General features: G+C 64.4%; 16 protein-coding genes and 3 pseudogenes. 10 read left to right on the forward strand and 9 right to left on the reverse strand.

Annotated features, from left to right (window positions below):
• Positions 1-18: 18 nt before the first annotated feature.
• Positions 19-708 carry a Crp/Fnr family transcriptional regulator gene (locus AAHM38_RS01185; RefSeq protein WP_179817513.1) on the forward strand — a complete coding sequence of 230 codons (690 nt, stop codon included), beginning with the start codon at positions 19-21 and terminating at the stop codon, positions 706-708.
• On the opposite strand, the gene AAHM38_RS01190 is transcribed toward AAHM38_RS01185, so the two are convergent.
• The 3 genes from AAHM38_RS01190 to AAHM38_RS01200 all read right to left on the reverse strand — a co-directional run bounded on the left by AAHM38_RS01190 (position 705) and on the right by AAHM38_RS01200 (position 5,011).
• Positions 705-1,718: a 2-dehydropantoate 2-reductase gene (locus tag AAHM38_RS01190; RefSeq protein WP_116575037.1), complete on the reverse strand. Its 1,014-nt coding sequence runs from the start codon at positions 1,716-1,718 to the stop codon at positions 705-707. The genes AAHM38_RS01185 and AAHM38_RS01190 overlap by 4 nt on opposite strands.
• 27 nt (positions 1,719-1,745) lie before the next feature.
• Positions 1,746-3,398 carry an alkaline phosphatase D family protein gene (locus AAHM38_RS01195; RefSeq protein ID WP_116575038.1) on the reverse strand — a complete coding sequence of 551 codons (1,653 nt, stop codon included), beginning with the start codon at positions 3,396-3,398 and terminating at the stop codon, positions 1,746-1,748.
• Positions 3,399-3,592: 194 nt separating this feature from the next.
• Positions 3,593-5,011: a discoidin domain-containing protein gene (locus AAHM38_RS01200; RefSeq protein WP_116575039.1), complete on the reverse strand. Its 1,419-nt coding sequence runs from the start codon at positions 5,009-5,011 to the stop codon at positions 3,593-3,595.
• 933 nt (positions 5,012-5,944) lie between these two features.
• Here AAHM38_RS01200 and AAHM38_RS01205 point away from each other — a divergent pair.
• The gene (locus tag AAHM38_RS01205; protein WP_116575040.1) at positions 5,945-6,697 is read left to right on the forward strand and encodes an autoinducer binding domain-containing protein; all 753 of its coding nucleotides are present in this window, start codon (positions 5,945-5,947) and stop codon (positions 6,695-6,697) included.
• Positions 6,698-6,713: 16 nt separating this feature from the next.
• On the opposite strand, the gene AAHM38_RS01210 is transcribed toward AAHM38_RS01205, so the two are convergent.
• Positions 6,714-8,498, reverse strand: coding sequence for a phosphodiesterase (locus tag AAHM38_RS01210; protein WP_179817512.1), 1,785 nt, complete (start codon positions 8,496-8,498; stop codon positions 6,714-6,716).
• Positions 8,499-8,754: 256 nt separating this feature from the next.
• Here AAHM38_RS01210 and AAHM38_RS25645 point away from each other — a divergent pair.
• A pseudogene (locus AAHM38_RS25645) lies at positions 8,755-8,940 on the forward strand (MerR family DNA-binding transcriptional regulator); the annotation flags it as partial.
• A gap of 354 nt (positions 8,941-9,294) precedes the next feature.
• Here the strand turns inward: AAHM38_RS25645 and AAHM38_RS01220 are convergent.
• From AAHM38_RS01220 to AAHM38_RS01230, 3 genes and pseudogenes are all read right to left on the reverse strand, one after another.
• Positions 9,295-10,065: pseudogene (locus AAHM38_RS01220) on the reverse strand (succinylglutamate desuccinylase/aspartoacylase family protein); the annotation flags it as partial.
• Positions 10,049-10,242, reverse strand: a pseudogene (locus AAHM38_RS01225) (helix-turn-helix domain-containing protein); the annotation flags it as partial. The pseudogenes AAHM38_RS01220 and AAHM38_RS01225, both read right to left, overlap by 17 nt.
• Positions 10,243-10,333: 91 nt before the next feature.
• On the reverse strand, positions 10,334-11,218 hold the full coding sequence (locus AAHM38_RS01230; RefSeq protein WP_116575042.1) for an aldo/keto reductase family oxidoreductase: 885 nt from the start codon (positions 11,216-11,218) through the stop codon (positions 10,334-10,336).
• A gap of 109 nt (positions 11,219-11,327) precedes the next feature.
• Here AAHM38_RS01230 and AAHM38_RS01235 point away from each other — a divergent pair, with 109 nt between their 5' ends.
• Complete coding sequence (locus AAHM38_RS01235; RefSeq protein ID WP_116575043.1) at positions 11,328-12,230, forward strand: LysR family transcriptional regulator; 903 nt, start codon at positions 11,328-11,330, stop codon at positions 12,228-12,230.
• A 117-nt stretch (positions 12,231-12,347) separates the two neighbouring features.
• On the opposite strand, the gene AAHM38_RS01240 is transcribed toward AAHM38_RS01235, so the two are convergent.
• Positions 12,348-13,997 carry an APC family permease gene (locus AAHM38_RS01240; protein ID WP_116575044.1) on the reverse strand — a complete coding sequence of 550 codons (1,650 nt, stop codon included), beginning with the start codon at positions 13,995-13,997 and terminating at the stop codon, positions 12,348-12,350.
• Positions 13,998-14,358: 361 nt separating this feature from the next.
• Between AAHM38_RS01240 and AAHM38_RS01245 the strand changes: the two genes are divergently transcribed.
• Positions 14,359-15,714 (forward strand): MATE family efflux transporter, encoded by a 1,356-nt coding sequence (locus tag AAHM38_RS01245; protein WP_116575045.1) that lies wholly within the window; start codon positions 14,359-14,361, stop codon positions 15,712-15,714.
• Positions 15,715-15,734: 20 nt separating this feature from the next.
• Here the strand turns inward: AAHM38_RS01245 and AAHM38_RS01250 are convergent, their stop codons facing one another.
• Complete coding sequence (locus tag AAHM38_RS01250) at positions 15,735-16,331, reverse strand: helix-turn-helix domain-containing protein (protein ID WP_103518701.1); 597 nt, start codon at positions 16,329-16,331, stop codon at positions 15,735-15,737.
• Between the two features lie 87 nt (positions 16,332-16,418).
• Between AAHM38_RS01250 and kbl the strand changes: the two genes are divergently transcribed.
• The 5 genes from kbl to pgaA all read left to right on the forward strand — a co-directional run bounded on the left by kbl (position 16,419) and on the right by pgaA (position 23,108).
• Entirely contained in the window at positions 16,419-17,636 is a 1,218-nt protein-coding gene (kbl, locus tag AAHM38_RS01255) for a glycine C-acetyltransferase (RefSeq protein WP_116575046.1), read from the forward strand.
• On the forward strand, positions 17,636-18,619 hold the full coding sequence (locus AAHM38_RS01260) for an NAD-dependent epimerase/dehydratase family protein (RefSeq protein WP_116575047.1): 984 nt from the start codon (positions 17,636-17,638) through the stop codon (positions 18,617-18,619). Before kbl ends, AAHM38_RS01260 begins: the two co-directional genes overlap by 1 nt.
• 82 nt (positions 18,620-18,701) lie before the next feature.
• Positions 18,702-18,971: a hypothetical protein gene (locus AAHM38_RS01265; RefSeq protein WP_223293312.1), complete on the forward strand. Its 270-nt coding sequence runs from the start codon at positions 18,702-18,704 to the stop codon at positions 18,969-18,971.
• Between the two features lie 578 nt (positions 18,972-19,549).
• Positions 19,550-20,563, forward strand: coding sequence for a LuxR C-terminal-related transcriptional regulator (locus AAHM38_RS01270; RefSeq protein WP_009240074.1), 1,014 nt, complete (start codon positions 19,550-19,552; stop codon positions 20,561-20,563).
• 73 nt (positions 20,564-20,636) lie between these two features.
• Positions 20,637-23,108, forward strand: coding sequence for a poly-beta-1,6 N-acetyl-D-glucosamine export porin PgaA (gene pgaA / locus AAHM38_RS01275; protein ID WP_116575048.1), 2,472 nt, complete (start codon positions 20,637-20,639; stop codon positions 23,106-23,108).
• The last annotated feature ends 4 nt before the right edge of the window (positions 23,109-23,112 follow it).

A 23,112-nucleotide genomic window follows, 5' to 3' on the forward strand; every position in this document is an offset into this window, starting at 1 on the left:
TGCGGAAACTGAATCGTGATGAACGCATTTGCCGCCAACCCCTGGTTCCGGAGCCTCCCTCCGCACGTTGCCGAGGCGCTGCTCGAAGCCACGGTGCCCGTGCAAATCGCCGCCGGCGCATTTCTCTTTCGTCAGGGCGATCCCCTGGACGCCAGTTCGCACGCGTTCTTTGGCGTGGCCAGCGGCGCGCTCAAGCTCTCCATCTTCAATGCCGACGGGGATGAGGCCATCCTCGCATTGGTGGAGCCAGGCAACTGGTTTGGCGGGGTGTCGACGCTCGATCAACAACCGCGCGGCCATTGCGCCATCGCACTGGAAGATTCGGAAGTGCTGGCGGTGAGCGTGGCGCGCTTTGAAGCATTGATGCGTGATGCCGCGTTTGCCGGGGCGATTGCGCGGCTGGTGGCAGCGCGCTTGCGGCTGGCGTATGGCTCGCTGGCGAGTGCGGCACTGCACGGTACGCGGGCGCGTGTGGCGCGGCGCATTGCCTCGCTGGCGCACGGCGATGTGTCGCAATCGGCAGAGGGGCGCGCGAGCATCTCGACCTCGCAAGACGCCTTGGCGATGATGCTGGGCATCAGCCGGCAGACGCTGAGCAAGGAGCTGCAGGCACTGGTCAAGCTCGGTGCGATCCGCCTGCGCTATGGCCACATCGAGATTCAGGACATGGCGTTGTTGCGGGATGCCAGCGAAGCAGGCGCCGACTAACCCGCTGCACGCAAGGCCGCCAACAGATCGTTGCCGGACCAGCTCGGGCGCGTGGCAGCAGATTCGGCGGCATGCACCATCGCACACAGGTGTGCATTCACGGGGGCGCGTTGCCCCAGGCGCTCTGCCAAACGCACCACTTCTCCGTTGATCCAGTCGACCTCCGTCATGCGCCCGGCGGCCAGATCGTCGGACATGGACGAACGCGCGAGCGGATCCATGGCGAGCATCTTGCCGGCCAGCCGCGCAAACACGGCATCCGGCGTGGCAAGCAGGCGTGGAATCCAGGCGGGCGGTATGGGCGTCAGCTTGGCAGGCTGGATGCCCGCACGCGACAGCAGCCGGAGTGCCTCCGTTTGCGCCAGCGCGAGGCAGCGACGGTACGCACGCTGCGACAGCTCTTCCTTCAGCGGCCGGTTGGCCAGTGCATTGATGGCGTTGTTCAGGTTGAGCAGCAGCTTGGCCCATTGCACGGCTGCCATGTCGGTGCGTTCCGTGAGCGGCAGACCGGCGCGGCGGAAGTCATCGAGAAACGGCTGCAGCGTGGGGGATGCCGCCACTTCCAATTCACCGGCCGTGCCCTGATGAAAAGCACCCGGGCCAGGCTGCATCACGTTGAAGGGCACCATGCCGGCCAGTACGATCTGCTGCGGCAGGGCGGCGCGCAGGACGTCGGCATTGCGCAAACCGTTCTGGAAGCTGACGACGATGGCGCCCGCGCGCAGCACCGGCTTCAATTCATCGGCAACGGCTTGCGTGGCAGCGGACTTCACGGTCACCAGCACGAGATCGGCATCGGCGGCGTCGCCGGGCTCGGCCATGTAGCGCACCTCAGCCGGCGCCACGTGCCAGCGGCCGTTGCGGTAGTCCGTCAAGGTGAGGCCGTGTGCGCTCAGTTCGTTGCCGATGCGTGCGCGGCCCACGAGCGAGACATCGGCGCCGGCCGCCAGCAGACGGCCACCCAGGTAACAGCCGATCGAGCCGGCCCCCACGATGCAGATCTTCGCCATGCGTCTCCTTGTTGTTGCGCTGACTTGTCACGCCAGCCGCGGCACCTCGTACACCAGCGCCGGCTGTAGCGTATCGATGGCTTCCACCGGCTCGGGTGGGCGCCACATGAACAGCGAGAAGGTCATTTTCTCGGGCGTCACGTCGATGATGGTAAAGCCGTTTTTCTCCGTCGGGCGTAGCGCCTCCTGCATGGCCACGGACAGTGCCGGCGTGGTCTCGATGCTGCGGAATGCTGAAGGGAAAGCGAGGTCGCCAGTGCCCAGAGTGCCCGTCATGACCGCATGCACCGGTTGCGCGAGCGCCAGATCACCCGAACGCGACATCGACCCGGCCGCCGATGCATGGAAGTCGCCTTGCACGATGACGGCCGCGCGCTGTTTCTGCTGGGCAAGCGTCGCCACCAGGCGCTGGTGCTGGGCGTGCCAACCGCTTTGCCAGCCAGCCTTGGGTTCGTTGGCGACGAGGCGGCCGGTCTTTCTGTCGAGCAGATCCGGATACCAGTCGCCCAGCTTGCCCGACGAATACGCAAACGGCAGCGAGGGCACATGGAAGAAGTGCGCGGTGTCTTCAGCGCGTGTGCGCGCCACGAGCCAGTCTTCCACCCATTGCGGCACGACGCGTGCGTGGATGCCCTTGTTGTCGAGAAAGCGCCGGCAGTCGTACAGCACGGCCTCAAGCAATGCGCCGTAACGCAGCGTGCCGAAAGCGCTGTTGGTGTCGGTGGGCATGCCGGCCTTGTCACCGCCGGGCAACCAGACGGGGCGGTTGGCGTCAGGCAGGAACTCGGGGTAGTAGCGGCGCTGTGTCAGCTCTGCGCCGACCAGCCCGTAAGGCTCCGGCGGCAGGGTGGCCACTTTGTCGTCGAACTCGTCGTTTTCGAACGTGTCGTGATCGTCGGTCAGGAAATACGCGGGCGTGGAGCGCAGCGTGGTGCCGTACAGCCCGCTGATCTGGTAATCGCACACGCGCGTGAAGATGGCTTCGTTATTCGGGTGGGACATCGGCACCGACGTGTCGAGCGCGCCGCCAAACTTCGCCCACATCAGTTCGCGCACCTGGCGTGCGAACGGCTTGTTCTGCGAGGTCTGCAGATCCCAGTAGATGTGGTCGCCGTTGGCGATGACGGTATCTGGTGCAAACGACATGCCGCGTGCCAGCAGGCGCCGGCGCGCGGTCATGTCGAGCCACGCGGTCTTGCCGGCCAAGGGTGGGCCGTCATAACCGCCGGCACAGGTGTAGGCCAGGATGCGCAGTCGCGCGGGCGTGGCATCCGGTGACGGAAAGGTGCGCAGCGGCCACGCGTCGGCCAGCGGCTTGCCGGCCGCATCGACAATGCGCAGCGTGTATTGCGTGGCGGGCTGCAGACCGCGCGCATCGAAGCGCCAGAAGCGGCCGGCGGTATCGGTTTGCTCGCCGGCGACGCGCTTGCCGTTGACCATCAGCCACGGCGCACGTGCAAGCGGTGCGTGGAACGATGCCTTGATGAGAAAGCGTTCGTGGCTGGCGGCCGGGATCAGGTGCGCGAGCTGGCCCGCATGCCAGTCGGCGTCGGCGGCATGCGCGCCTTCCGGCAGGGTCAGACCCAGCGCGCCAAGACCGGCGGCGGCAGTGCTGAGCGTCAGGAAATCGCGCCGGCTCATGCCGTGCGCTGGGGTGTGCGGCGATTTGTGGGAGGGCATCGTCGATCCTCTGGCGTGGTGCGGAGACGCCATCGTGCCGAGCCGTGCCCAGGCTGAATGTTCAGCTTTTGACAATCTAGGGTAGGTCCCAATGCTGGCTGCTGATCGACCCCATGACCGATGACAAACGCCCCGATGGCCGAAGCCACCGGGGCGTTTGTCATGTCACGCGATGCTGATGCGGATACCGCGGCTTAGTAGCCCCACACCTGCATTTCATCCAGCGAGTAACCCCACTGCGTGGCGCGCTGCGTGCCGTACATGCGCACATAGCGACCGCTGCCCTTGAGGTTGGTCAGTGACGTATGGCCCCACGAGGCGCCGCTCGACGTCGAGTAGATGTTCGTCCAGCTCACGCCGTCGTTCGAGGTCTGGATCGAATAGACCTTGGCGCCTGCGTCCCAGTACAGATCGATACCGGTGATGGTGCGGGTCGCGCCCAGATCGACCATCAGCCATTGCGCGCCGGCCACGCCTTCCACGGAATCCCAGCGCGTGCTGGTGGTGTTGCCGTCGAACGCGTAGGCCGGGCCGAGGCTGGCGCTGTAGCTGGACGACGCTCTGGCCGGCTTGCCCTGGGAGAGCAGCGTGATGGCTTTTGCGGCGGCCGTCTGCGTGCCTGCGTAGTAGTTCGAGCCGAGCTTGGCCTTGGTCGTGTCCGAGTTCACACCAAACTGCGACAGGCTCCAGCGCTGGCCGGTACTCGCATCGCCGAGGTAGAGCTGATAGCCGCCGGCGCTGGTCGACGAGAAGAACACGTAGTTCGTGTTGTTCACGGGCGATGGGTCGGAGTTGTTGCTGTTGCAGTCGTTGAGCGCGAGCTGGTTGGGCGTGTCGCTCGGGTTGACCTTGGTGTAGATCTGGTCAGCCTGGCTGGTGGCGTCGAGCCAGCGGGCGTAGAAGACAGTGCCGTCGCTGCGCACGATCGGGTAGTACGTCGCCAGGCCGGCGGGCGTGTCGAACGCCACCTTGGCGGTGCTGCCCACGGTTTGCTTGTACAGCCCCATGTCCGAGCCCGTCCCGGTGGTGTAGAAGATGGCCGTGCCGTCCGGCGTTGCAAACGGCATCGAGTTTTCCAGCGTCGGTGCCGTGCGCGTCAGATTCACGGTGGAGGTGAAGACCGGGCCCGAGCTGGTGTACGACAGCGCGGCCTGCATGACATCGCCGTTCTGCTTGAAGAACAGCGATTTTCCATCGGTGCTGAACTTCGGGTCTTCATTGCGCGTCTGGCCGGTGCTATTGGTGAGGTTGATCGGCATGCTGGTCGAGCCGACTTGCCAGAAGAACACATTCCACGCGTTATTGGTGATGCCCATGAAGGCGATCCACTTGCCGTCAGGGCTGAACACGGCATTCATCGGGTCCTGGATGCCCCAGGCCGCCTTCGACACCTGTTGCAGCGTGCGGGCCGAAAAGTCGTAGATGAAGATCTGGCTGGTGCCGTCGCCGTAGCTGACATAGCTGTGATACGCGAGCTTGCCGGTCAGGCTGGCGGGGAAGGTCGTGTTGGATTGCGTGGGCGGATTGGCAACGCAGTTGGCCTGGGCGCCGGCAGAGAACAGGCCGAGAGCGGCGCTGGCGACAAGACCAAGTGAAATCAGAGTGGAGCGCATGAAACGGAACTTCCTAAACAAGTGGGTTAGTGGAGCGGGGCAACCGCCGCATTAAGTCCGCGTCACTTTTCCGATTTTTGGCAAAGCTCCGCCAATTCCGGAAAATCCGGATTTGAAAAAGCGCCACAAACCGGGGAAGTGACGAGGATGAAGACGCGCCAAAAACCCTGTTGCTTCGAACCGTCGTGTTTTTGTCGGGGTCTCGACTACATCGAGAGGGCGAGTCGCGGGGCAGACTGTAAGGGTTTCGCTGACAGAGCGAAACCCCAATAAGAAAGCCGTTCTTGCCTTAATTCTCTGCTGTGGGAGCAAATCGCCACACGCGCGTGTAAATCTGACACGTCAATTTTCCCGAACGTTGATTAACCTGCACGTACGACGTCGAGATTGTTATTTTTACTGCGGCGTTTTGTCGCTGGAGAGGGGTGCGCTCCTTGCTGGGTGTCGCGTTATCGCACCACCCAATGTGGCGCTGGCGCGCGCTTTGCGGCGTTTTCGACAGCGCAACCCGGCAACCCCTACAGAGGCGCACCTGGGGTGCCAGAGACGGGCAATATTGGAAGCCAACGATACGAATTTCGCTTACCCCGAGTGTGTAAGAAGAACACCCGCCCAGGCGGTGGGAGCGGCAATGTGGGCATGCCGGGCCTAAAAAAAATCAGATTCAAATAATGGGTGCTTTTTTGCGAAAAACCGTTTGGCTATCAATGAATTTATCTCTGTATTGCGCTATTCCAATATTCGAGAAATTCTACTAATTGCATCGGTTATGCACGGCGCGCAATTCGTTTCGGATTATGTATAGTTTCAAAACGCCAGCGATTGCGCTCAGCAAAACACAAGGCCGATCACGCTTTCCGTCAGTTTGAAATGAGGAAGGCCGGATAGCGGGATGCGCATGGCGATTCAGTGTGTGTTCTGGAGGCCGATGGGATGGGCGCTCACAACCAATTGCCGCATGACCGCGCAACAGCCTGGCGTGCGGCATTGCTGCATCAGTTGAACGGACTGCGCGATGCCGATGCTGTCATCCGCAGTCTGCAACCGGCGGTAGCGCTACTCGGTTTCGACTATTGCGCCTATGCCCTGCGTGCAGCGATCCCGATCACGCGCTTCAACACCCTCTGCTGGAGCACTTACCCGGAGCCCTGGTGTGAGCACTACCGCGTGCACGGTTATTTAGCCATCGACCCGGTGTTGCAGTTTGGGCAGCGCTGCGTCAAGCCTGTGCTGTGGTCCGGCATCGCCACGGCAGACGCGCGGTTCTGGGCGGACGCGCGCCAGCACGGGCTCAACCACGGGTGGTCGCACACCATTCGCGACCACACCGGCATCTTCGGCACCTTCAGCCTGGTGCGCCGCGCCACGCCCATCACCGAAGACGAACTGGCCGCCAGCGAGCCCGAAATGATCTGGCTGAGCCAGCATGCACACGCCAGCATCAGCACGCTCATGGCCGAGAAGGTCTTGCCCGATGCCGCCACGCGCCTGAAAGAGGTTGAACGCCAGACGCTGCACTGGACGGCCGAAGGCAAGACGGCGGCGGAAGTTGCGGCCATCCTGGAGATGACCGAGCGCAACGTGAACTTCCACATCCGCAATGCCGTCACCAAGCTCAATGCCGCCAACAAGACGCATGCCGTGGTGAAGGCCGCGCTACTGGGGCTGATTCCAGCGACGCTGTAGCGTTGTCCGAGATGTGTCAGCCCATGGCCCGCACGGGCTGCGTGGGGCGCATGGCTTCCAGATGGAAACCGCTGTCGCTTTGCTTGGCGCGCCGCTTGGCGAGGGCGGCGGCGGTGCCGATGTCGTCGCTGTTATGTGCGGCGCCGGGGAGCACGTGCAGCGCGCCCACCGCCATGGTCACGAAGCGGAAGAACGCCGGCAGCCCCTTGCGGTCTTCTGCATGCATGCCGCCCGCGGCGCGGTCAGCCGGCGTGTACATGGCGAGCGCGTTGGTGTTGAATGCCGCCATGGCCTGCGTGATGCGCGCCTGCCAGTCGGCGCTCTGGAACAGGATCAGGAAATCGTCCCCGCCCACGTGGCCGAGAAAATCCCGCGTGGGTTCGCATGCGTTGGCCAGCACGGCGGCGGCCATCTTCAGCATCTCGTCGCCCTGCCAATAGCCGTACTGATCGTTGAAGGGTTTGAAGTGGTTCAGATCCACATAGCAGGCATAGAACTCCGCGCGCGCTTCCAGCAAACGTTCAATGTGCAGGTTCAACGGAATGTTGCCCGGCAGGAACGTAAGCGGGTTGGCGTAGCGCGCGGCCTCGATGCGGATTTCGGTCACGGTGCGCACCAGTTCTTCGCCGGTGCCCAGGCCCAGGTAGCGGCCATGCTCGGTGATGATGAAACCGTCGGTCAGGTAGCGTTGGTCTTCGCTCATCAGCAGCGCCGACATGTCTTCCAGCGATGCGGATTTTTCCACCAGAACCGGCTGCCGGTTGGCAAATGCCAGCGCCGGCTTCTTGCCGTACAGCTCGCGGTGATACGGCATCGCATAGCGGTCGATGAATGCACGGCGTGCGATGAGCGCGAGCGGGCGTTTGTCTTCATCGAGCAGCGCCACGGTGTGCAGATCGGGGTGGCGGTTGAACAGGTGCAGCACGTCGTCGTTGCTGCTGCGCAGGGGCAGGGTGGGTGCCATGCGCAAGAGCTTGCTGGCCGTGATGGCGCGCCAGCCAACGCGCACGGCCTGCGGAAACACCGCAATCTGCGAAGACTGCAGCACGCGCGCCGCCTGGCTCGACATGTCGCTCGCGGGCTTGTCCTGGGGGCGTGCAAGGAAGAAGCCCTGTCCGAAGCGGATGCCCAGGTCGCGCACCACGCCCAGTTCGTCCTCGGTTTCCAGCCCTTCGGCAATGATGCTGGTGGCGCCGCCCTTGAGCGTCTGCTGCAGCGTGCGCGCGATGTCCAGCTTGGCTGGATGCTTGGCAATGTCACGCAGGAAATACTTGTCGAGCTTAATGAAGTCGGGCGTCAGTTCGATCAGCAGGTTCAGGTTGGCATTGCCGGTGCCGAAATCGTCCAGCGCGCACTGCAGGCCAAAATCGCGTGCCACCGACAGCGCCTCGGCAAAGCTGGCCAGATCATCAATGGGCGTCTGCTCGGTCAGTTCAATGACGATCCGCGAGGGGTGGAGGTCGTGGTCGGCAATGGCATGCAGCAGGCGCGCATGGTCTTGCAGCAACTGCCGCACGCCTTGCGCACTGAAGTTCAGGAACAGCTTGCCCGGCAGACGCATGGCCGAGAAATTGGCGATGGCCAGACGCGCGGCGGTCGTCTCCAGCGCAATCGTGCCCGCGGTGTCCGATGCGGCGGCAAACAGCGCAGCGGGCGACTCCATGGCCGAGCCTGCCGGCCCGCGCAGCAGTGCTTCGTAGCCGAGCACCTCGGTGGTCGACAGGCGGAAGATCGGTTGGAACACCGTGCGCAGCATCTCGGGCGCAATGCCCGGGGGCAAGGGATTCGGTGAGAAAGTCATGACGTTGGCAGCAGACGCTAGATCGGACATTCTGCTAAACGACCCGCTGAACACAGAGTTGAATGAACTTTTTGTGACGCACGCAGCGGCGCGGGTTCGCGGGACATGGTCCCCACGACAGAGGGGCCCGGTTCAGAATGCCGGAAGCGCCTGCGTCTTCACGGGGCGCTGTCCATTGCGATCCATCCATGCCGGGCTTGACCCTCACATTGTGTGAGGTCCTAGCCTGTGTCCAAGCCAGAAGACAGGAGCCACCATGTTGTTGAAAGTGGGCGATCTCGCCAAACGCTGCGGCCTCTCGGTGCGCATGCTGCATCACTACGACACCATCGGTCTGCTCACGCCTTCGGCCCGCTCCGATAGCGGTTACCGGCTGTACGACAAGGCTGACGTCGCGTGCCTGCACCAGATCCAGGCATTGCGGCGCCTCGGCATGTTGCTGGCCGATGTCGGGGCTTCCCTGGCCAATCCGGACATCCCCTTCACCACGATCGTGGAACGGCAGATTGCGATGCTCGATCAGCAGATCACGCAAGCCAGCGTGCTGTGCGATCGGCTGTTGCGCCTGCACGGCCAGCTCGTGCGCGAGGAGGAGCCCGAATTGACCGAGTGGCTCACGACCTTGGAATGGATGACCATGTACGGCAAATATCTTTCGCAGGAAGAACGTGCCCGCGCCGAACGCATGGATGCCGATACCGCCCGTCATGAGCGGTGGGTGGCGCTGGTGTCGACCGTGCAGGATGCGATGAAGCGCCAGGTGGCCTCACGCAGCAGCGAGGCGCAGGCACTCGCCGAAAAGGCGCCCTGCCAGTTGTCGGGCGCGGACTTGGTCGCCCAGGGCGAAGGTCGGCTCGAATACGCCGGCATGCGGTGCGTACACGTAGGGGCGCGCACCTTCCACGCGCTGCAAACCGGCTTCGACGATCGCAAGGTTGCCGGCGTCGCAGCCGGCATGGCCACCGAATTCGCCGCAGAGGAAGAGCTTGCCGTGGCGCTCGGCGGCAGCGGCGAAGGTCCGGTCTTCGCCAAGCAGATCCATGATCATGGTGTGCGGCGCGCCGAACTCGCGCACCAGGTCCAGGTACAGCGCGCGTTGATTCCCATGCGCCGGCGGGGACGCCAGCAGCGTCGGCAGATGGTCGAACGATGCGCCGCCGGCGTGAAGGTCGATCACGACATCTGCGCGCGGCAGCAGTTCGGTTTCGACATCGTGCGCAATCATCTCGGTCAGCTGCCCGTTGCGCACACCAGGAAACATGCGGTTCAGGTTGCCCCGGTCGATCGGGGAAGTGCGCGAGCCATTGATGACCGCCGGGAAATTCAGGCCCGGAATCACGATCAGCCGGCCACGCGTGGCCATCGATGGAAGCCGCTGGAGCAGTTTCATCAGGGCGACAGGGCCTTCGTATTCGTCCCCGTGATTACCACCCGTGAGCAGCACGGTCGGGCCCGTACCGGCGCCGGCATTGCACACCGCAATGGGAATCGGAATATGCCCGTAGGCGGAGCGGTCGTATGACCACGGCAGGCGCAGCGTTCCGGTCTGGAAGCCAACGCGGTCGAAGTGCCGTCAGCTTCAGGCCGCGTGGCGTGCGCTCGAACAGCGCTGCACCGATGGCGTCTTCAAGGTCCTGATCTGGCGCGAGATGGCCGGCTGCGTGACGTGCAACTGCTCCGAAGCCGCCCACACGCTGCGCAGCTCGGCAACAGCGATGAAATAGCGAAGATGCCGAAGCTCCATGATGGTCCCGCGCAGTCAGGTCGCCGGCAATGATAGAGCAGCGCCCGAACGGAATCGGCGGGCGCCGCGGATGCCAAGGCGGGACGTCGGATCAGGCGGCCTCGTCCGTGGAAAGTGCGACAGCGTCGAGTTCGCGCATCGCATCTTCCGGCAACGCAATCGCCGCTGCGCCAAGATTCTCGCGCAGGTGGGCGACTGACGAGGTGCCCGGGATCAGCAGAATGTTCGGCGACCGTTGCAGCAGCCAGGCGAGTGCGGTCTGCATCGGTGTGGCGCCGAGCCGCGCTGCGACATCGTTGAGCGTGGACGACTGCAGCGGGCTGAAACCTCCCAGCGGAAAGTACGGAACATACGCGATGCCGTCGCGGGCAAGCGCGTCGATCAGGCCGTCGTCGTTTCGGTGAGCGAGGTTGTAGTGGTTCTGCACGCAGACGATCTCGCAGATGCGCCGTCCTTCTGCGATCTGGTTGGCCGTGACGTTGCTCAGCCCGATGTGCCGCACCAGCCCCTGCCGTTGCAGTTCCGCCAGGGCGGTGAGGGGTGCCTCGATCGACCCTTCGGCCGGGCCATGCGGGTCGAACATGATCCGCAAATTCACCACGTCCAGCACATCCAGGCCGAGGTTGCGCAGATTGTCGTGCACGGCTTCGGTCAGCGCCTGCGCGGAAAATGCCGGCAGCCACGCGCCCTCGGCACCGCGCCTTGCACCGATCTTGGTGACGATGAGCAGGTCGTCGCGATACGGGTGCAAGGCTTCGCGGATCAGTTGATTCGTGATGTGCGGGCCGTAGAAGTCGCTCGTGTCGATATGGTTGACGCCCAAGGACACGGCCTCGCGCAATACGGCAAGCGCCGCGTCGCGATCCTTGGGTGGGCCGAAGACGCCGGGGCCGGCGAGCTGCATGGCGCCATAGCCGAGGCGGTGCACCTGGTGGCCGCCGATGGAAAACGTGCCGGACTGAACGATGAGAGACATGGTCACACTCCTGTGTCGAAGATCGAAGAAAGGGTGACAGCAGATTAGGCGCAAGCGCGGTGCGCGATAAGGGGACATAATCCGCACGGGTTGTGCGAAAAGGTGAACAATGAAAGTCGATCTGGGTGACCTGAATGCCTTCGCGGCGGTGGCGCAGGCCAAGGGCTTTCGCGAAGGTGCAAGGCTGATGGGCGCGAGCGCATCCGGGCTCAGCGAGGCGGTGCGGCGGCTGGAGACGCAGCTCGGTGTGCGCCTGCTGAACCGCACCACGCGCAGCGTCTCACCCACCGAAGCGGGGCAGCGTCTGCTAAGCCGCCTGCGGCCGGCCTTGAGCGAGGTGGAAGCCGCGCTTGATGTCGTCAACAGCTTTCGCGAAAGGCCCGCCGGCACGCTAAAGCTCAATGTGCCGATGAGCGCCGCGCGGCTTGTGCTGCCTGCCATCATCCCGGGCTTTCTCGACGCCTATCCCGAGATACAGCTGGAGGTCGTGGCGGAAGAGAGCTTTGTTGACATCCTGGCTGCGGGTTTCGACGCAGGCATTCGTTATGACGAGCGGCTCGAACAGGACATGATCGCCGTTCCGATCGGCCCGCGATCGCAGCGCTTCGCAACGGCAGCGGCACCCGGCTATCTCGATCGACGCGGCCGCCCAAACCATCCCCGCGACACGCTGGACCACGCTTGCCTGCGTGGGCGATTTGCGAGCGGCGCCATGCCGCCGTGGGAGTTCGAGCGCGACGGTGAAGTGGTCAATGTTGACCCATCCGGCCCGCTGCTCGTCCGTATTGGGGGCGCGATCGATCTTGTCGTGGACGCCGCTGTTGCCGGCGTCGGCGTCGTGCACCTCTACGAAGACTGGCTGCGTCCACATTTGGCCAGCGGGGCGCTCGAGCCAGTGCTCGAGGCATGGTGGCGTCCGTTCCCAGGGCCGTATCTCTACTATCCGGGGCGGCGGCTTGTACCGGCTCCGCTCAGGGCGTTCATTGATTTCGTCAAGGCCGGTTCGGACTAGGCGCGATCCCAGCTTTAGCGGCCGTGGCTATCGCTGCGGCATCACCGCAGCAGAACAAGAAAAAACGCCCGCCGGCAGAACCGGTCGGGCGTTTTTTTCTTGCGTGCAACAACGGGGTCAGACGCCTTGCGGGACTTCGCGCGGTGCACGCTTGCGGCTGCGCACCTCGGTCTGCTCTTCGTGCACGCTGTCCACCTCATCCAGGTAGCGCGTGTGCCAGCCGCTGGCCACGCCCCAGTGGTAGAAGAACAGCGAAAGCACTGCCACGATGCCCATGTCCCAGCCGTAGGGGATGTAGCCGTGGCCGCCGAACTCCGTGCTGCCGCAGTACGACAGCGCTGCGATGGTCGGCAGGTAGGCGATCATCCACCACGCGCCCTTCAACTCCGTCTTGAAGTCGGGCCAGCCGGCCTTGGCCTGGTAGTAGAAGTACACGGGCAGGGCCACCAGCATCAGCACGATGATCTCGCCGGTCAGCGGCCACTTGGCCCAGTACAGGATGAGCGATGCGCACACAAACGCGAACGGCGCGATGAGCGACAGCCCCGGCAGACGCAGCGGACGATGCAGCTGCGGCGACGTGCGGCGCAGCGACATCACGCTGATCGGCCCCGTCAGGTACGAAATGACCGTTGCCACCGAAATCACGGCAGCCAGTGCACCCCAGCCGCGGAAGAAGAACAGGAAGATGAACGACACCGCCAGGTTGAACCACATGGCCGGACGCGACACGCCGAACAACGGGTGCACGCGGCCGAAGATGGCCGGCATGGTGTTGTTGCGCTCCATCGCATAGATCATGCGGGTGGTGGTGGCCATGTACGTGCTGCCGGTACCCGACGGGCTGACGAAGGCATCGATATACAGCACGATGGCCAGCCAGTTCAGGTTCAGCGCAATCGCCAGCTGGGCGAACGGCGAGTGGTAGTCAATGCCGTGCCAGCCATTGACGAGCGACTCAGGCGGCACCGCGCCCAGGAAGGCCACCTGCAGCGCCACGTAAATCACCGCCGCCAGCAGGATCGAACCGATCACCGCGATGGGCACGTTGCGGCCCGGGTTGCGCGCCTCGCCCGCCAGGTTGATCGGGCTCTGGAAACCGTTGAACGCAAACACGATGCCGCTGGTGGCGATGGCGGTCAGCACCGCAGACCAGCCGTACGGGGCAAACCCTTGACCTGCCACATTCGCGCCCGTGCCCGTGCCGAAGTTGCCCGGATGGAAGCCTGCCGCAACCAGCGCCACCGCAGTCGCGGCCGGAATGATGAACTTGAAGATCGTGATGGCGTTGTTCGCCTTGGCAAATACCTTCACGCCCCAGTAGTTGAGCAGGAAGTACACGACGACGAGCACTGCCGACAGCACTAGCCCAGGCGGCGTCAGCTCACCGTGCTGGAACAGCGACTGCGCCCAGGGCCACGGCCAGCTGCTCATGTACTGGATGGACGCCTCGGCTTCGATGGGGATGACGGTGACGATGGCGATCCAGTTGGCCCAGGCCGCCACGAAACCCACCAGCGAGCCATGCGAGTAGCGTGCATAGCGCACCATGCCGCCCGATTCCGGAAACATTGCGCCCAGTTCGGAATACGTCAGGGCAATGGCCAGGATGACGATGGCGCCGATGATCCAGGTAAAGATGGCTGCGGGGCCCGCGACCTTTGCAGCGTGGCCGGCGCCGAACAGCCAGCCGGAGCCGATGATCGAGCCCAACCCGGTCAACATCAATGCCCAGGCGCCGAGATTGCGTTGTACGTTTTTTTCCAAGAGGAGTCTCCGCCCCGGCGAGTCGGAAGTTCGACAGGGCACCGCGGTTTGCTTACCAGTCCGCTTAGTTCTACCGAGGCGACGCTGTTTGGGCGTCGCCCGCCGTCCTATGTGGTGGGTGTCACCAGCCCAGGACATGCGTGTGCTGGATGATGCGTAGCATCAACCGCACCCGTCCGGCCGCGATGAAAGGCAGAACACGATGTCTGTCTTCCGGGGGGATTCGCGTATAGTCACCGACGACGTTGTGCGGGATGCCGCACTTGCCGCCCGATTCCGGAGCCCGCAATGGGGCGCAATGATAGCGAAATCGTGAGCGGTTGCACCCACTTTTTCATCGTTCCACGCAGTTTTTGTCCCCATGGACTCCTCTTTCGCCACTTCGGTTGCACCTGCGTCCCGGGCCCAGTGGCACCGGCGCGTGCTGACGCTGGCGTTTCCCATCGTGCTGGCCAACCTGACGCAGCCGATCCTCTCGGCGGTGGATACCGCCGTGGCGGGCCACTTGCCGGGGCCGGAATACATCGGCGGCGTGGCGCTGGGCGGGGTCTTCTTCAACTTCGTGTTCTGGGGGTTTGGCTTCCTGCGCATGGGCACCACGGGGCTGGTGTCGCAAGCACACGGCGCGGGCGACGCGCAGGCGTTGCGGGCAAGCGTGGTGCGCGCGCTGCTACTGGCCTTTGCCATTGGAGCGGTATTGCTGGTGCTGCAGGTGCCGGCGATCCGGATCACGCTGGCGCTGCTCGGTGCGAGCGAATCCGTCACCCGCATGGCCGAGGTGTATTGCCACACCCGCATCTGGTCGGCGCCGTTTGCACTGGCCAACTACGTGGTGCTCGGTACGCTGCTCGGGCGACAGCAGGTGCGGCGGGCGTTGCTGCTGCAGGTGTTCATCAACACCGTCAACATGTTGGCCGTGCTGACCCTCGTGCTGGGTGCCCGCATGGGCGTCGGCGGTATTGGCGCCGCAACGGCGCTGGCTGATATCGCAGGGTTTGGGCTCGGCATGCTGCTGCTCTGGCTGCAACGGCCCACTGGTCTGCCGCCGCTCACGCGCGCCGAACTGCTTGCCCGCAACGCTTGGCGCCGCCTGATGGGGCTGAACACCGACATCTTCCTGCGCACGCTTTGCCTCCTGGCTGCCTTCGGCTGGTTTGCCCACGCAGGGGCCAAGCAGGGCGATGTGGTGCTGGCCGCCAACGCGCTGCTGCTCAACTTTCTGACCTTCATGGCTTACGGGCTGGACGGCTTCGCACACGCAGCCGAGGCGCTGGTGGGCGCCGCCATGGGCGCGCGGGACCGTGCTGCGCTGCGCATGGCGGTTCGCGTGTCAACGTTCTGGTCGGTGCTCGGCGCTGGGCTCTTCGCGGCCGTGTACGCGCTGGCGGGTGCCGGCATCATCGGAGTACTGACTGACCAGCCCGCCGTGCGCGAAGCCGCGCGTCACTATCTGGTGTGGGCGGCGCTGCTGCCGATCGTGTCGGTATGGGGCTTCCAGTTTGACGGCGTGTTCATCGGCGCGACGCGCACGCGTGAACTGCTGGTGACGATGGCCGTGGCGGCTGCCGCGTTCTGGGGCTTGTCAGTCACACTGCAGCCGCTGTGGGGCAACCACGGGCTGTGGTTGTCGATGCTGGGGTTCATGGCGCTGCGCGGGCTGATGCTCGGGATGCTGCTGCCGCGCGTGTGGCACGCGCCTGCACTGCAGGCAGCCTAGGCAGCGTCGATCTGCAACGTCTACTGGGCGTATTCGACCACCAGCAACGCCGTCGCCACCGTCTTGCCGGCGTTCGAGATGGCGTGCTGCACATCCACCGGATAGCGCGCCGATTCCCCGTGCCGCACCTTCTTCTCGCTCGGGCCGGATTGCACCGTCACCGTGCCGCTCAACACAGAGATGTGCTCCTTCGAGCCCAGCTCGTGCGGCTCTGAGGCCAGCACGCCGCCAGGCTGGATCGCCAGTTCATACCATTCGAAGCGCGCTGCCAGGTCGACGGGGCCAAGAATCTTCAATTCGCACTTGCCATCCGGGCTTTTGATGACTGGGATGGAGTGAGCGGGAATCACCGTCACCGCAGGCGCTGCATCAGCCGCGCCTTCGGGCGACAGAAAATCGGCCAGCCCCACGCCAAGCGCGGTGGCCAGCCGCCACAGCACCGCGACGGTCGGGTTGGCCAGATTGCGCTCGACTTGAGACAGCATGGATTTGGACACGCCCGCGCGCCGCGACAGTTCATCGAGCGACAGCTTTCGTGCCTGACGCAGCGCTTGCAGCTTGGCGCCAACGGCGGGCGGGCCGTCGGCAAGGACATCGGTGGCGGGGGCTTGTGCCATCGGTTGGTATCTTGTAAATTGAACAAATTATTCGATATATCGAACATGTTCGATTTATCGATCAACGCAGTCTACAGGAGCAGCACCATGGGGACAACGCAAGCCAATGCTTCCACCGACGCCTTCTACGCGCACATCCGGCGTGAACTGGACGCCATCGAGGAAGCCGGTCTCTACAAGACCGAGCGCATCATCACCTCGCCGCAGGGCGCTGTGATCCGCACGGCTGACGGCAAGGAGGTCATCAACCTCTGCGCCAACAATTACCTCGGCTTGTCGTCGCACCCGGAGGTGCTGAAGGCGGCGCACGAGGCGCTCGACTCGCATGGCTTTGGCCTCAGCTCGGTGCGCTTCATCTGCGGCACGCAAGATCTGCACAAGACGCTGGAAGCGCGGCTGGCGAAGTTTCTCGGCACGGAAGACACGATCCTCTATGGCTCGGCGTTCGATGCCAACGGCGGCTTGTTCGAAACGCTGCTGGGCGCGGAAGACGCCGTCATCAGTGACGAGCTGAACCACGCGTCCATCATCGATGGCATCCGCCTGTGCAAGGCGCAGCGCTATCGCTACAAGCACAACGATCTGGACGACCTGCGCGCGCAATTGCAGGCCGCTGACGCGGCGGGCGCGCGCTTCAAGCTGATGTTTACCGACGGCGTGTTCTCGATGGACGGCACCATCGCCCGGCTGGATGAGATCCGCGCCATCTGCGATGAATTCGGTGCGCTGCTGGGCATTGATGAATGCCATGCCACGGGCTTTCTCGGCAAGCGGGGGCGTGGCTCGCACGAACACCGCGGCGTGTTTGGCAAGATCGACATCATCACCGGCACGCTGGGCAAGGGCCTGGGCGGTGCATCGGGCGGCTTCACGAGTGCGCGCAAGGAAGTGGTGGCACTGCTGCGCCAGCGTTCGCGGCCGTATCTGTTCTCGAACACGGTGGCGCCGTGCATTGTCGGGGCCACCATCAAGGTGCTCGATCTGCTGGAAGCCGACACCGCGCTGCGTGACAAGCTGGAAGACAGCGCGCTGTATTTCCGCCGCAAGATCGTCGAACTGGGCTTCGATATCAAGCCGGGCGACCATCCCATCGTGCCGATCATGGTGTACGACGCACAGAAGGCGCAGGCATTGTCCAAACGCCTGCTGGAACTGGGCGTCTACGTGGTCGGCTTCTTCTACCCGGTGGTGCCGAAGGGGCAGGCGCGCATCCGCGTGCAGATCAGCGCAGTGCACGAGCGCGTGCAACTCGATGCGGCGCTCAAGGCGTTTGAAACCGCCGGCAAGGAACTGGGGATTATCTGATGAGCACCGGTACCAGCGCGAATGTTGGAACGGCGCCGCGCATCCTCATCATCGGCGCCAACGGGCAATTGGGGACGGAGCTGGCCGCTGCGTTGGCCGAGCGCTACGGCAACGGCAACGTGGTGACCAGCGACATGGTGCCCCGGGGCCGCCACCCGCAGATCCGCCACGAAACTCTGGATGTGACGGATCGCGGCCAACTGCGCGAGATCATCGAGCGCCACGGGATCACGCAGATCTATCACCTGGCGGCGGCGCTGTCGGCCGCGGCAGAGCAATCGCCCACGTGGGGCTGGGCGCTCAATATGAATGGTTTGCTCAACGTGCTGGAAGCGGCGCGCAATCATCGGCTCGAGCGCATCTTCTGGCCCAGCTCGATCGCCGCGTTCGGACCCACCACGCCTGCGGACAACACGCCGCAGAGCACGATCATGGAGCCCAGGACCGTCTACGGCATTTCGAAGCTGGCGGGAGAGGGCTGGTGCCGCTGGTATTTCGAGCACCACGGTGTGGACGTGCGCAGCCTGCGTTATCCGGGCCTGATCTCGTACAAGACCGCACCGGGCGGCGGCACGACGGACTACGCCATCGACATCTTCCATTCGGCCGTCAAGGGCGAGCGTTATACGTGCTTCCTTGAGCACGACGAGGCGCTCCCCATGATGTATATGCCCGACGCCGTGCGCGCCACGATCGAGTTGATGGAGGCACCGGCCGAGCGCATCAGCGAGCGCGGCAGCTACAACCTGGCCGGCATGAGCTTTACGCCGGAGCAGCTGGCGGCCGAGATCCGCCGGCATCGTCCGTCGTTCGAGGTGGCGTATGCGCCGGATTTCCGCCAGGCGATCGCGGCCAGCTGGCCCAATTCCATCGACGATTCGGTGGCCCGGCGCGACTGGGGCTGGAAGGCCGAATACGGCGTGGCAGAGATGACGGCCGACATGCTGCAGAACCTGGCGCACTTGGCCGCGCACCCCGCCTAGCCAGTTTCAGTCAGCGGAATTGCGGGCATTGCACGGCGCTGTTTTCTGTTTCGCTTCGATTGGTTGTGTTCAACAATGCAGCATGGCCATCACTTCTCCTTCCTGCCGCATGCCCCGTTCGACGCCCGACCCCGCGCCGCGTCATCGCGACGATCCGCCCGCCAAGCGCACATGGTGGGTGCCGGTGCTGCGCATGTCGGTGGCCGCGGGCGTGGTGGCAGCCATTCCGCACACTTCGATTCAACTGCCGTTCGCCGACGGGGCCTGGATGCTGCATACGGCCGCCGGCCTCATCTTCGTGGTGGGCGCCATCGACAGCCTCTTCCTCTTTGCCATGCGCCATAAGCCCTGATGGGGCGCATCGGCCATCTATGCACCCGCGGTCCAGGCGATGATGTGGCACCTGTCGCGCTCACTCGGTAAGTTTTAAAACAGGTTGTAAAAACGTTCAGTGGACAACCGGCGGGATGATCCAGCCTGTCGTCACACGCCTCCGACTCGTAACTCAATCGTTACAGAAATGGAGTGGATTTGCGGCGTCGCACCAATCGCTGCTGCTGGCCGCCAATCCTTTGCCACAGTGGGTTTCCACCGCCTTCTGCACGCCGTCATTTGTGCCGCAAGTGTAAGCAGATGTTGCGCTGCACGGAGGTGGCCCGATGCTTGCTCTGTGTGGTGCGGTCACTCTGTATGTGCAAGGCAGTACCGCCACATACAGACAGGTTTTTCCCATAAGCGAATCCGGAACCGGATTGGTCCCCACGGTCCCCACGGCATTCGCACTTCGCTTCTCCAGAGCCGGCACATCGCCGGCGGCAGGGCGCTTCTCTCGGACGGTCCCGGGGTTTCGACGGTCATATGCGTGTTCGCCCGCAGTTGCAGGCGTGTGCGCGCCTGACCGGAATCGCTTCACAAGAAAACGAGGAAACCATGAAAGCAGTCCTGCTGGAGAATCATCCGTTGCTACGAGCCGGACTTGCGCAGTTGCTCGCGCATCCCACCCTCGGCCTGGAGGTCATCGCCCCCGCATTGCCTGCTGGCGTCCCTGGCGAACTGCATGCTTGCAATGAGCGCGCCGACCTGCTCGTCATCGGTTTGGACGAGCCCGATGGCCCGACTGACGCCGGCCAACTCGCTGCCCAATTGCGCGAGGCCATCGACAGCAGCGAGGCCAGCCGGGTGGTGCTGCTCGCGGCCAGCCTGTCTGCCGACGAGGCGCACGTTGCCATGACGTGCGGTGTGGACGCTTACTGCGCCAAATCGCAACCGCCGGAAGTCTTGCTGGCAATGCTGCGGCTCGTGCTGGCCGGTGGCCAGTCGTATCCGGCGCTGATGCCGCGTGCGGCCAGTGCGGCCATGCCGATGCTCTCGCTGGATGCGTCCGAAGCGGCGCAGCGGCTGAATGTTTCGCTGCGACAGTACGAAGTGCTCGTGCTGCTGTCGCGCGGCCACTCCGTCAAGGGTGTCGGTCGCCTGCTGGGCATTTCGGAGGCCACCGTCAAGACGCACGCGTGCACGCTGTATCGGCGCCTGAACGTGCGCAACAAGAGCGAGGCCGTGTACGCCGCCATGCGCCTGGGGATTCCGCTGGAACTGCAGGGCGGGGCTGCCGCCACCATCGGCGCTGGATCTGCACAGACATCCGTCCAGGTGTCTGGCGATGCGCAAGACGCCGACGTGTTCGTGCAAACCGCTGCACGCGCACCCAATCCGTTCCAGGCCGGCACGCCGGCCCGAGACGCGGTGATGGCGTCGTCTTCCCCCCAGATGGGAGCGCCCGAGCGGACGAATGCGTCGGTGAACGCATCGGTCACTGAACAGGGCGCCGAATCCCGCTGGGCCGCCATGACGCGGGCCTTTGGCGGCGCGACCGGCGGTGTAGCTCCTGCCAAGCCGATGCGCGCCCCGGTGCGCACCGCCAACGGTACGGCCCGCCTCGGCTGACGCAGCCCAGGCACCTCTTCATGCAATGCGGATGACGTGCGCCTGCACGGGCCGCCCACTGGACATGACAACAATGACACTCCACGAGCCACTCTCCTGGAGCCTGCCAGCCGAGCGCACCCGCGCGGCTGTGGCATGGCATCCCCGCCGCTGCGCAATTGCTGCCGCCACCGTTGTGGTGGTCGGTACGGTGCCCATGATCGCGCACGCCGCGACCGACGTTGCTTCCAGCGCGGCCACGCGTCGCCTGATCGACACGCAGTTGGCCGACGCGGCGGGCAAGGGTCCGGCCACCTCAGCATCTACATCTACCACCGTCATCGTCGGCGGTGACGATCTGCCGGTGTCTCCGGCCAGCACGCTGCTGGTTGCACAACAGGCGGTGCCGCCCGCAGAGTCGTCCGTGACGACATCGCCCGCGGCAATCGCGCAGACCCCCGCATCGTCGATGCCTGCTGGCCAGGCAGCCCCCCCGGCGCCTCCGTCTGCACCGCCGTCACCTACGGTGATCCTGCCGCCGGGCGCTCCGACACCGGAACCGGCTGCACAGGCGCCAGCCATGCCGTCGGGCCCGAGCGCTCAGGGTCCGGGCGCCCTGGAACCGCTACAGGTGTCGCCGGAAGCCGCCAATGCCGCCGCCACACATGCCGCCGGCAATGCCCCCGACAACGTGCCTGTCGGCCCGATGCCGACCGACCGCCAGGCCTTTCACGATGAGGTCATGCGGGAGTCGCGCGAAGGTGCCGCCACGCTGGCGCAAGAGCATCTGCGCGAGCATCCGGACTGGTTCAAGGAGAGCGAATCGTGGCACGTCGACCATGCCGCCGCCGCACAGCGCATCCGCTGGGGGCGCCAGCAGTTGAAGGTCATCAACGGACCGGAACGCTTCGTCATCATCGATCAGGCAGTGGCCGAGATCGAAGCGCTGCTCAAGAAGGTGCCCGATACGCCGGAGAACGCGGAGTTCCGCCAGGAAATCGTGGCGGATGAAGTGGTGGCATTGTCCTCGCGCGGGCGCATGAAGGATGCCGTCAAGCGCTACGAAGCCATGTCGCAGACCGGCAAGGTGCCGGCCTATACGCGTGTCGCCGCGGGGGATGCCTATGCGTATCTCGATACGCCGGACAAGGCTGCCGATGCCTACGCCCGCGCGCTCAAGGATGCGAGCCCCGGCGAGATCGAAACCGGTGACGTTCAGGAAGGCCTTTTCTACGCCATGCTCGACACGGGCCGCTTTGAAGAGGCGCGCGCGCTGCTCGACAAGATGAAGGCCGACAATCCGGAATATGTACGCCTGGCGCCGGAAGCCGGTACGCCCAATCCCGATTACTCACGCATCAAGCGGCTGGAAGCGCAGTACCTGATCCTGACGGGCCGCACGCACCAGGGCATTGCCGAGTTGGACAAATGGCGCCACGAAGCGCCGTTCGCCGCCTCGCTCGTCAGCGCTCGTGCCGACGGCGCGATGGTGCAGACCGAGCCGTACCGCTCGCGCGACATGTACAAGACGGCGCTTGCCGAGCACCCGGACGACTTGAGCGTGGTGGCCGGCTATGGCCGTGCATCGCTGGCGGTGGACGATCTGAAGACCGCCAAGGATGTCGCCAATGGGTTGGACGAACGCTTTCCCGAGAACGGTTCGGTGCGTGCGCTGCGCAAGGATCTGGACGTCTACCAGAGCCCGCAGCTGATCATTGAATCCACGGCGGACAAGGGTAATTCGGTGTTCGCCAACAACGAGTACGGCATCAGCACCAAGGCCTACAGCGGGCCGTTTGCCGATCACTACCGGCTGTTCTTCCACAACTTTGCGGGCCGTGCCCAGTTCGACGGCGCATCGCAAAGCCGCGTGCGTAACGGCGCGGGCCTGCAGTGGTTCGACACCGGCGTCGAAGTGAACGGCGAGGTGCACCAGTCGGTTGGTGCGGCGGGCAAGACCGGCGGCACGCTTGATGCCGCGTGGATCCCGAGCGATCACTGGAAGGTGTCGGGCATGGTCACCAACGATGACCTGGAGGTGCCCTACAAGGCGTACCAGGTGGGCGTGAGCGGCAAGACCCTCAGCGGGAACGTGCGCTACACCTGGGATGAAACGCGCTACGCGTCGTTGACCTACGGCGTGTCGCGTTACACCGACAACAACCTTCGCAAGCGCTGGGCGGCGAATTTCTACCAGCAGGTGTTCACCTCGCCGCGCCACACCGTCGGCGTGCTGCTGGGGGCCGATACCAGCACCAACACCATGACCGGCCTGAACTACTTCACGCCGTCGCGCGACTACAGCGGAACGGCCACCGCCATCTGGTCGTGGACGCCCTGGCGCTATGCCGACAAGTCGTTCACGCAGCGCCTGTACCTGACCGGCGGCGTGTACAACCAGCAGTCGTTCGGCAACAGCCCGATGGTCGAAGCGCGGCTGGAACATGTGTGGCAGATCAATCGCAAGACGCAGGTTTCCTACGGCATCGGCTTTGGCCGCCATCGTTACGACGGCCAACCCGAGAACCGCAAGTTCCTGTACCTGAACCTCAACATTCCGCTGTGATGCC

Source organism: Ralstonia sp. OTU4908 (assembly GCF_038440115.1).
Taxonomy (GTDB): domain Bacteria; phylum Pseudomonadota; class Gammaproteobacteria; order Burkholderiales; family Burkholderiaceae; genus Ralstonia; species Ralstonia pickettii.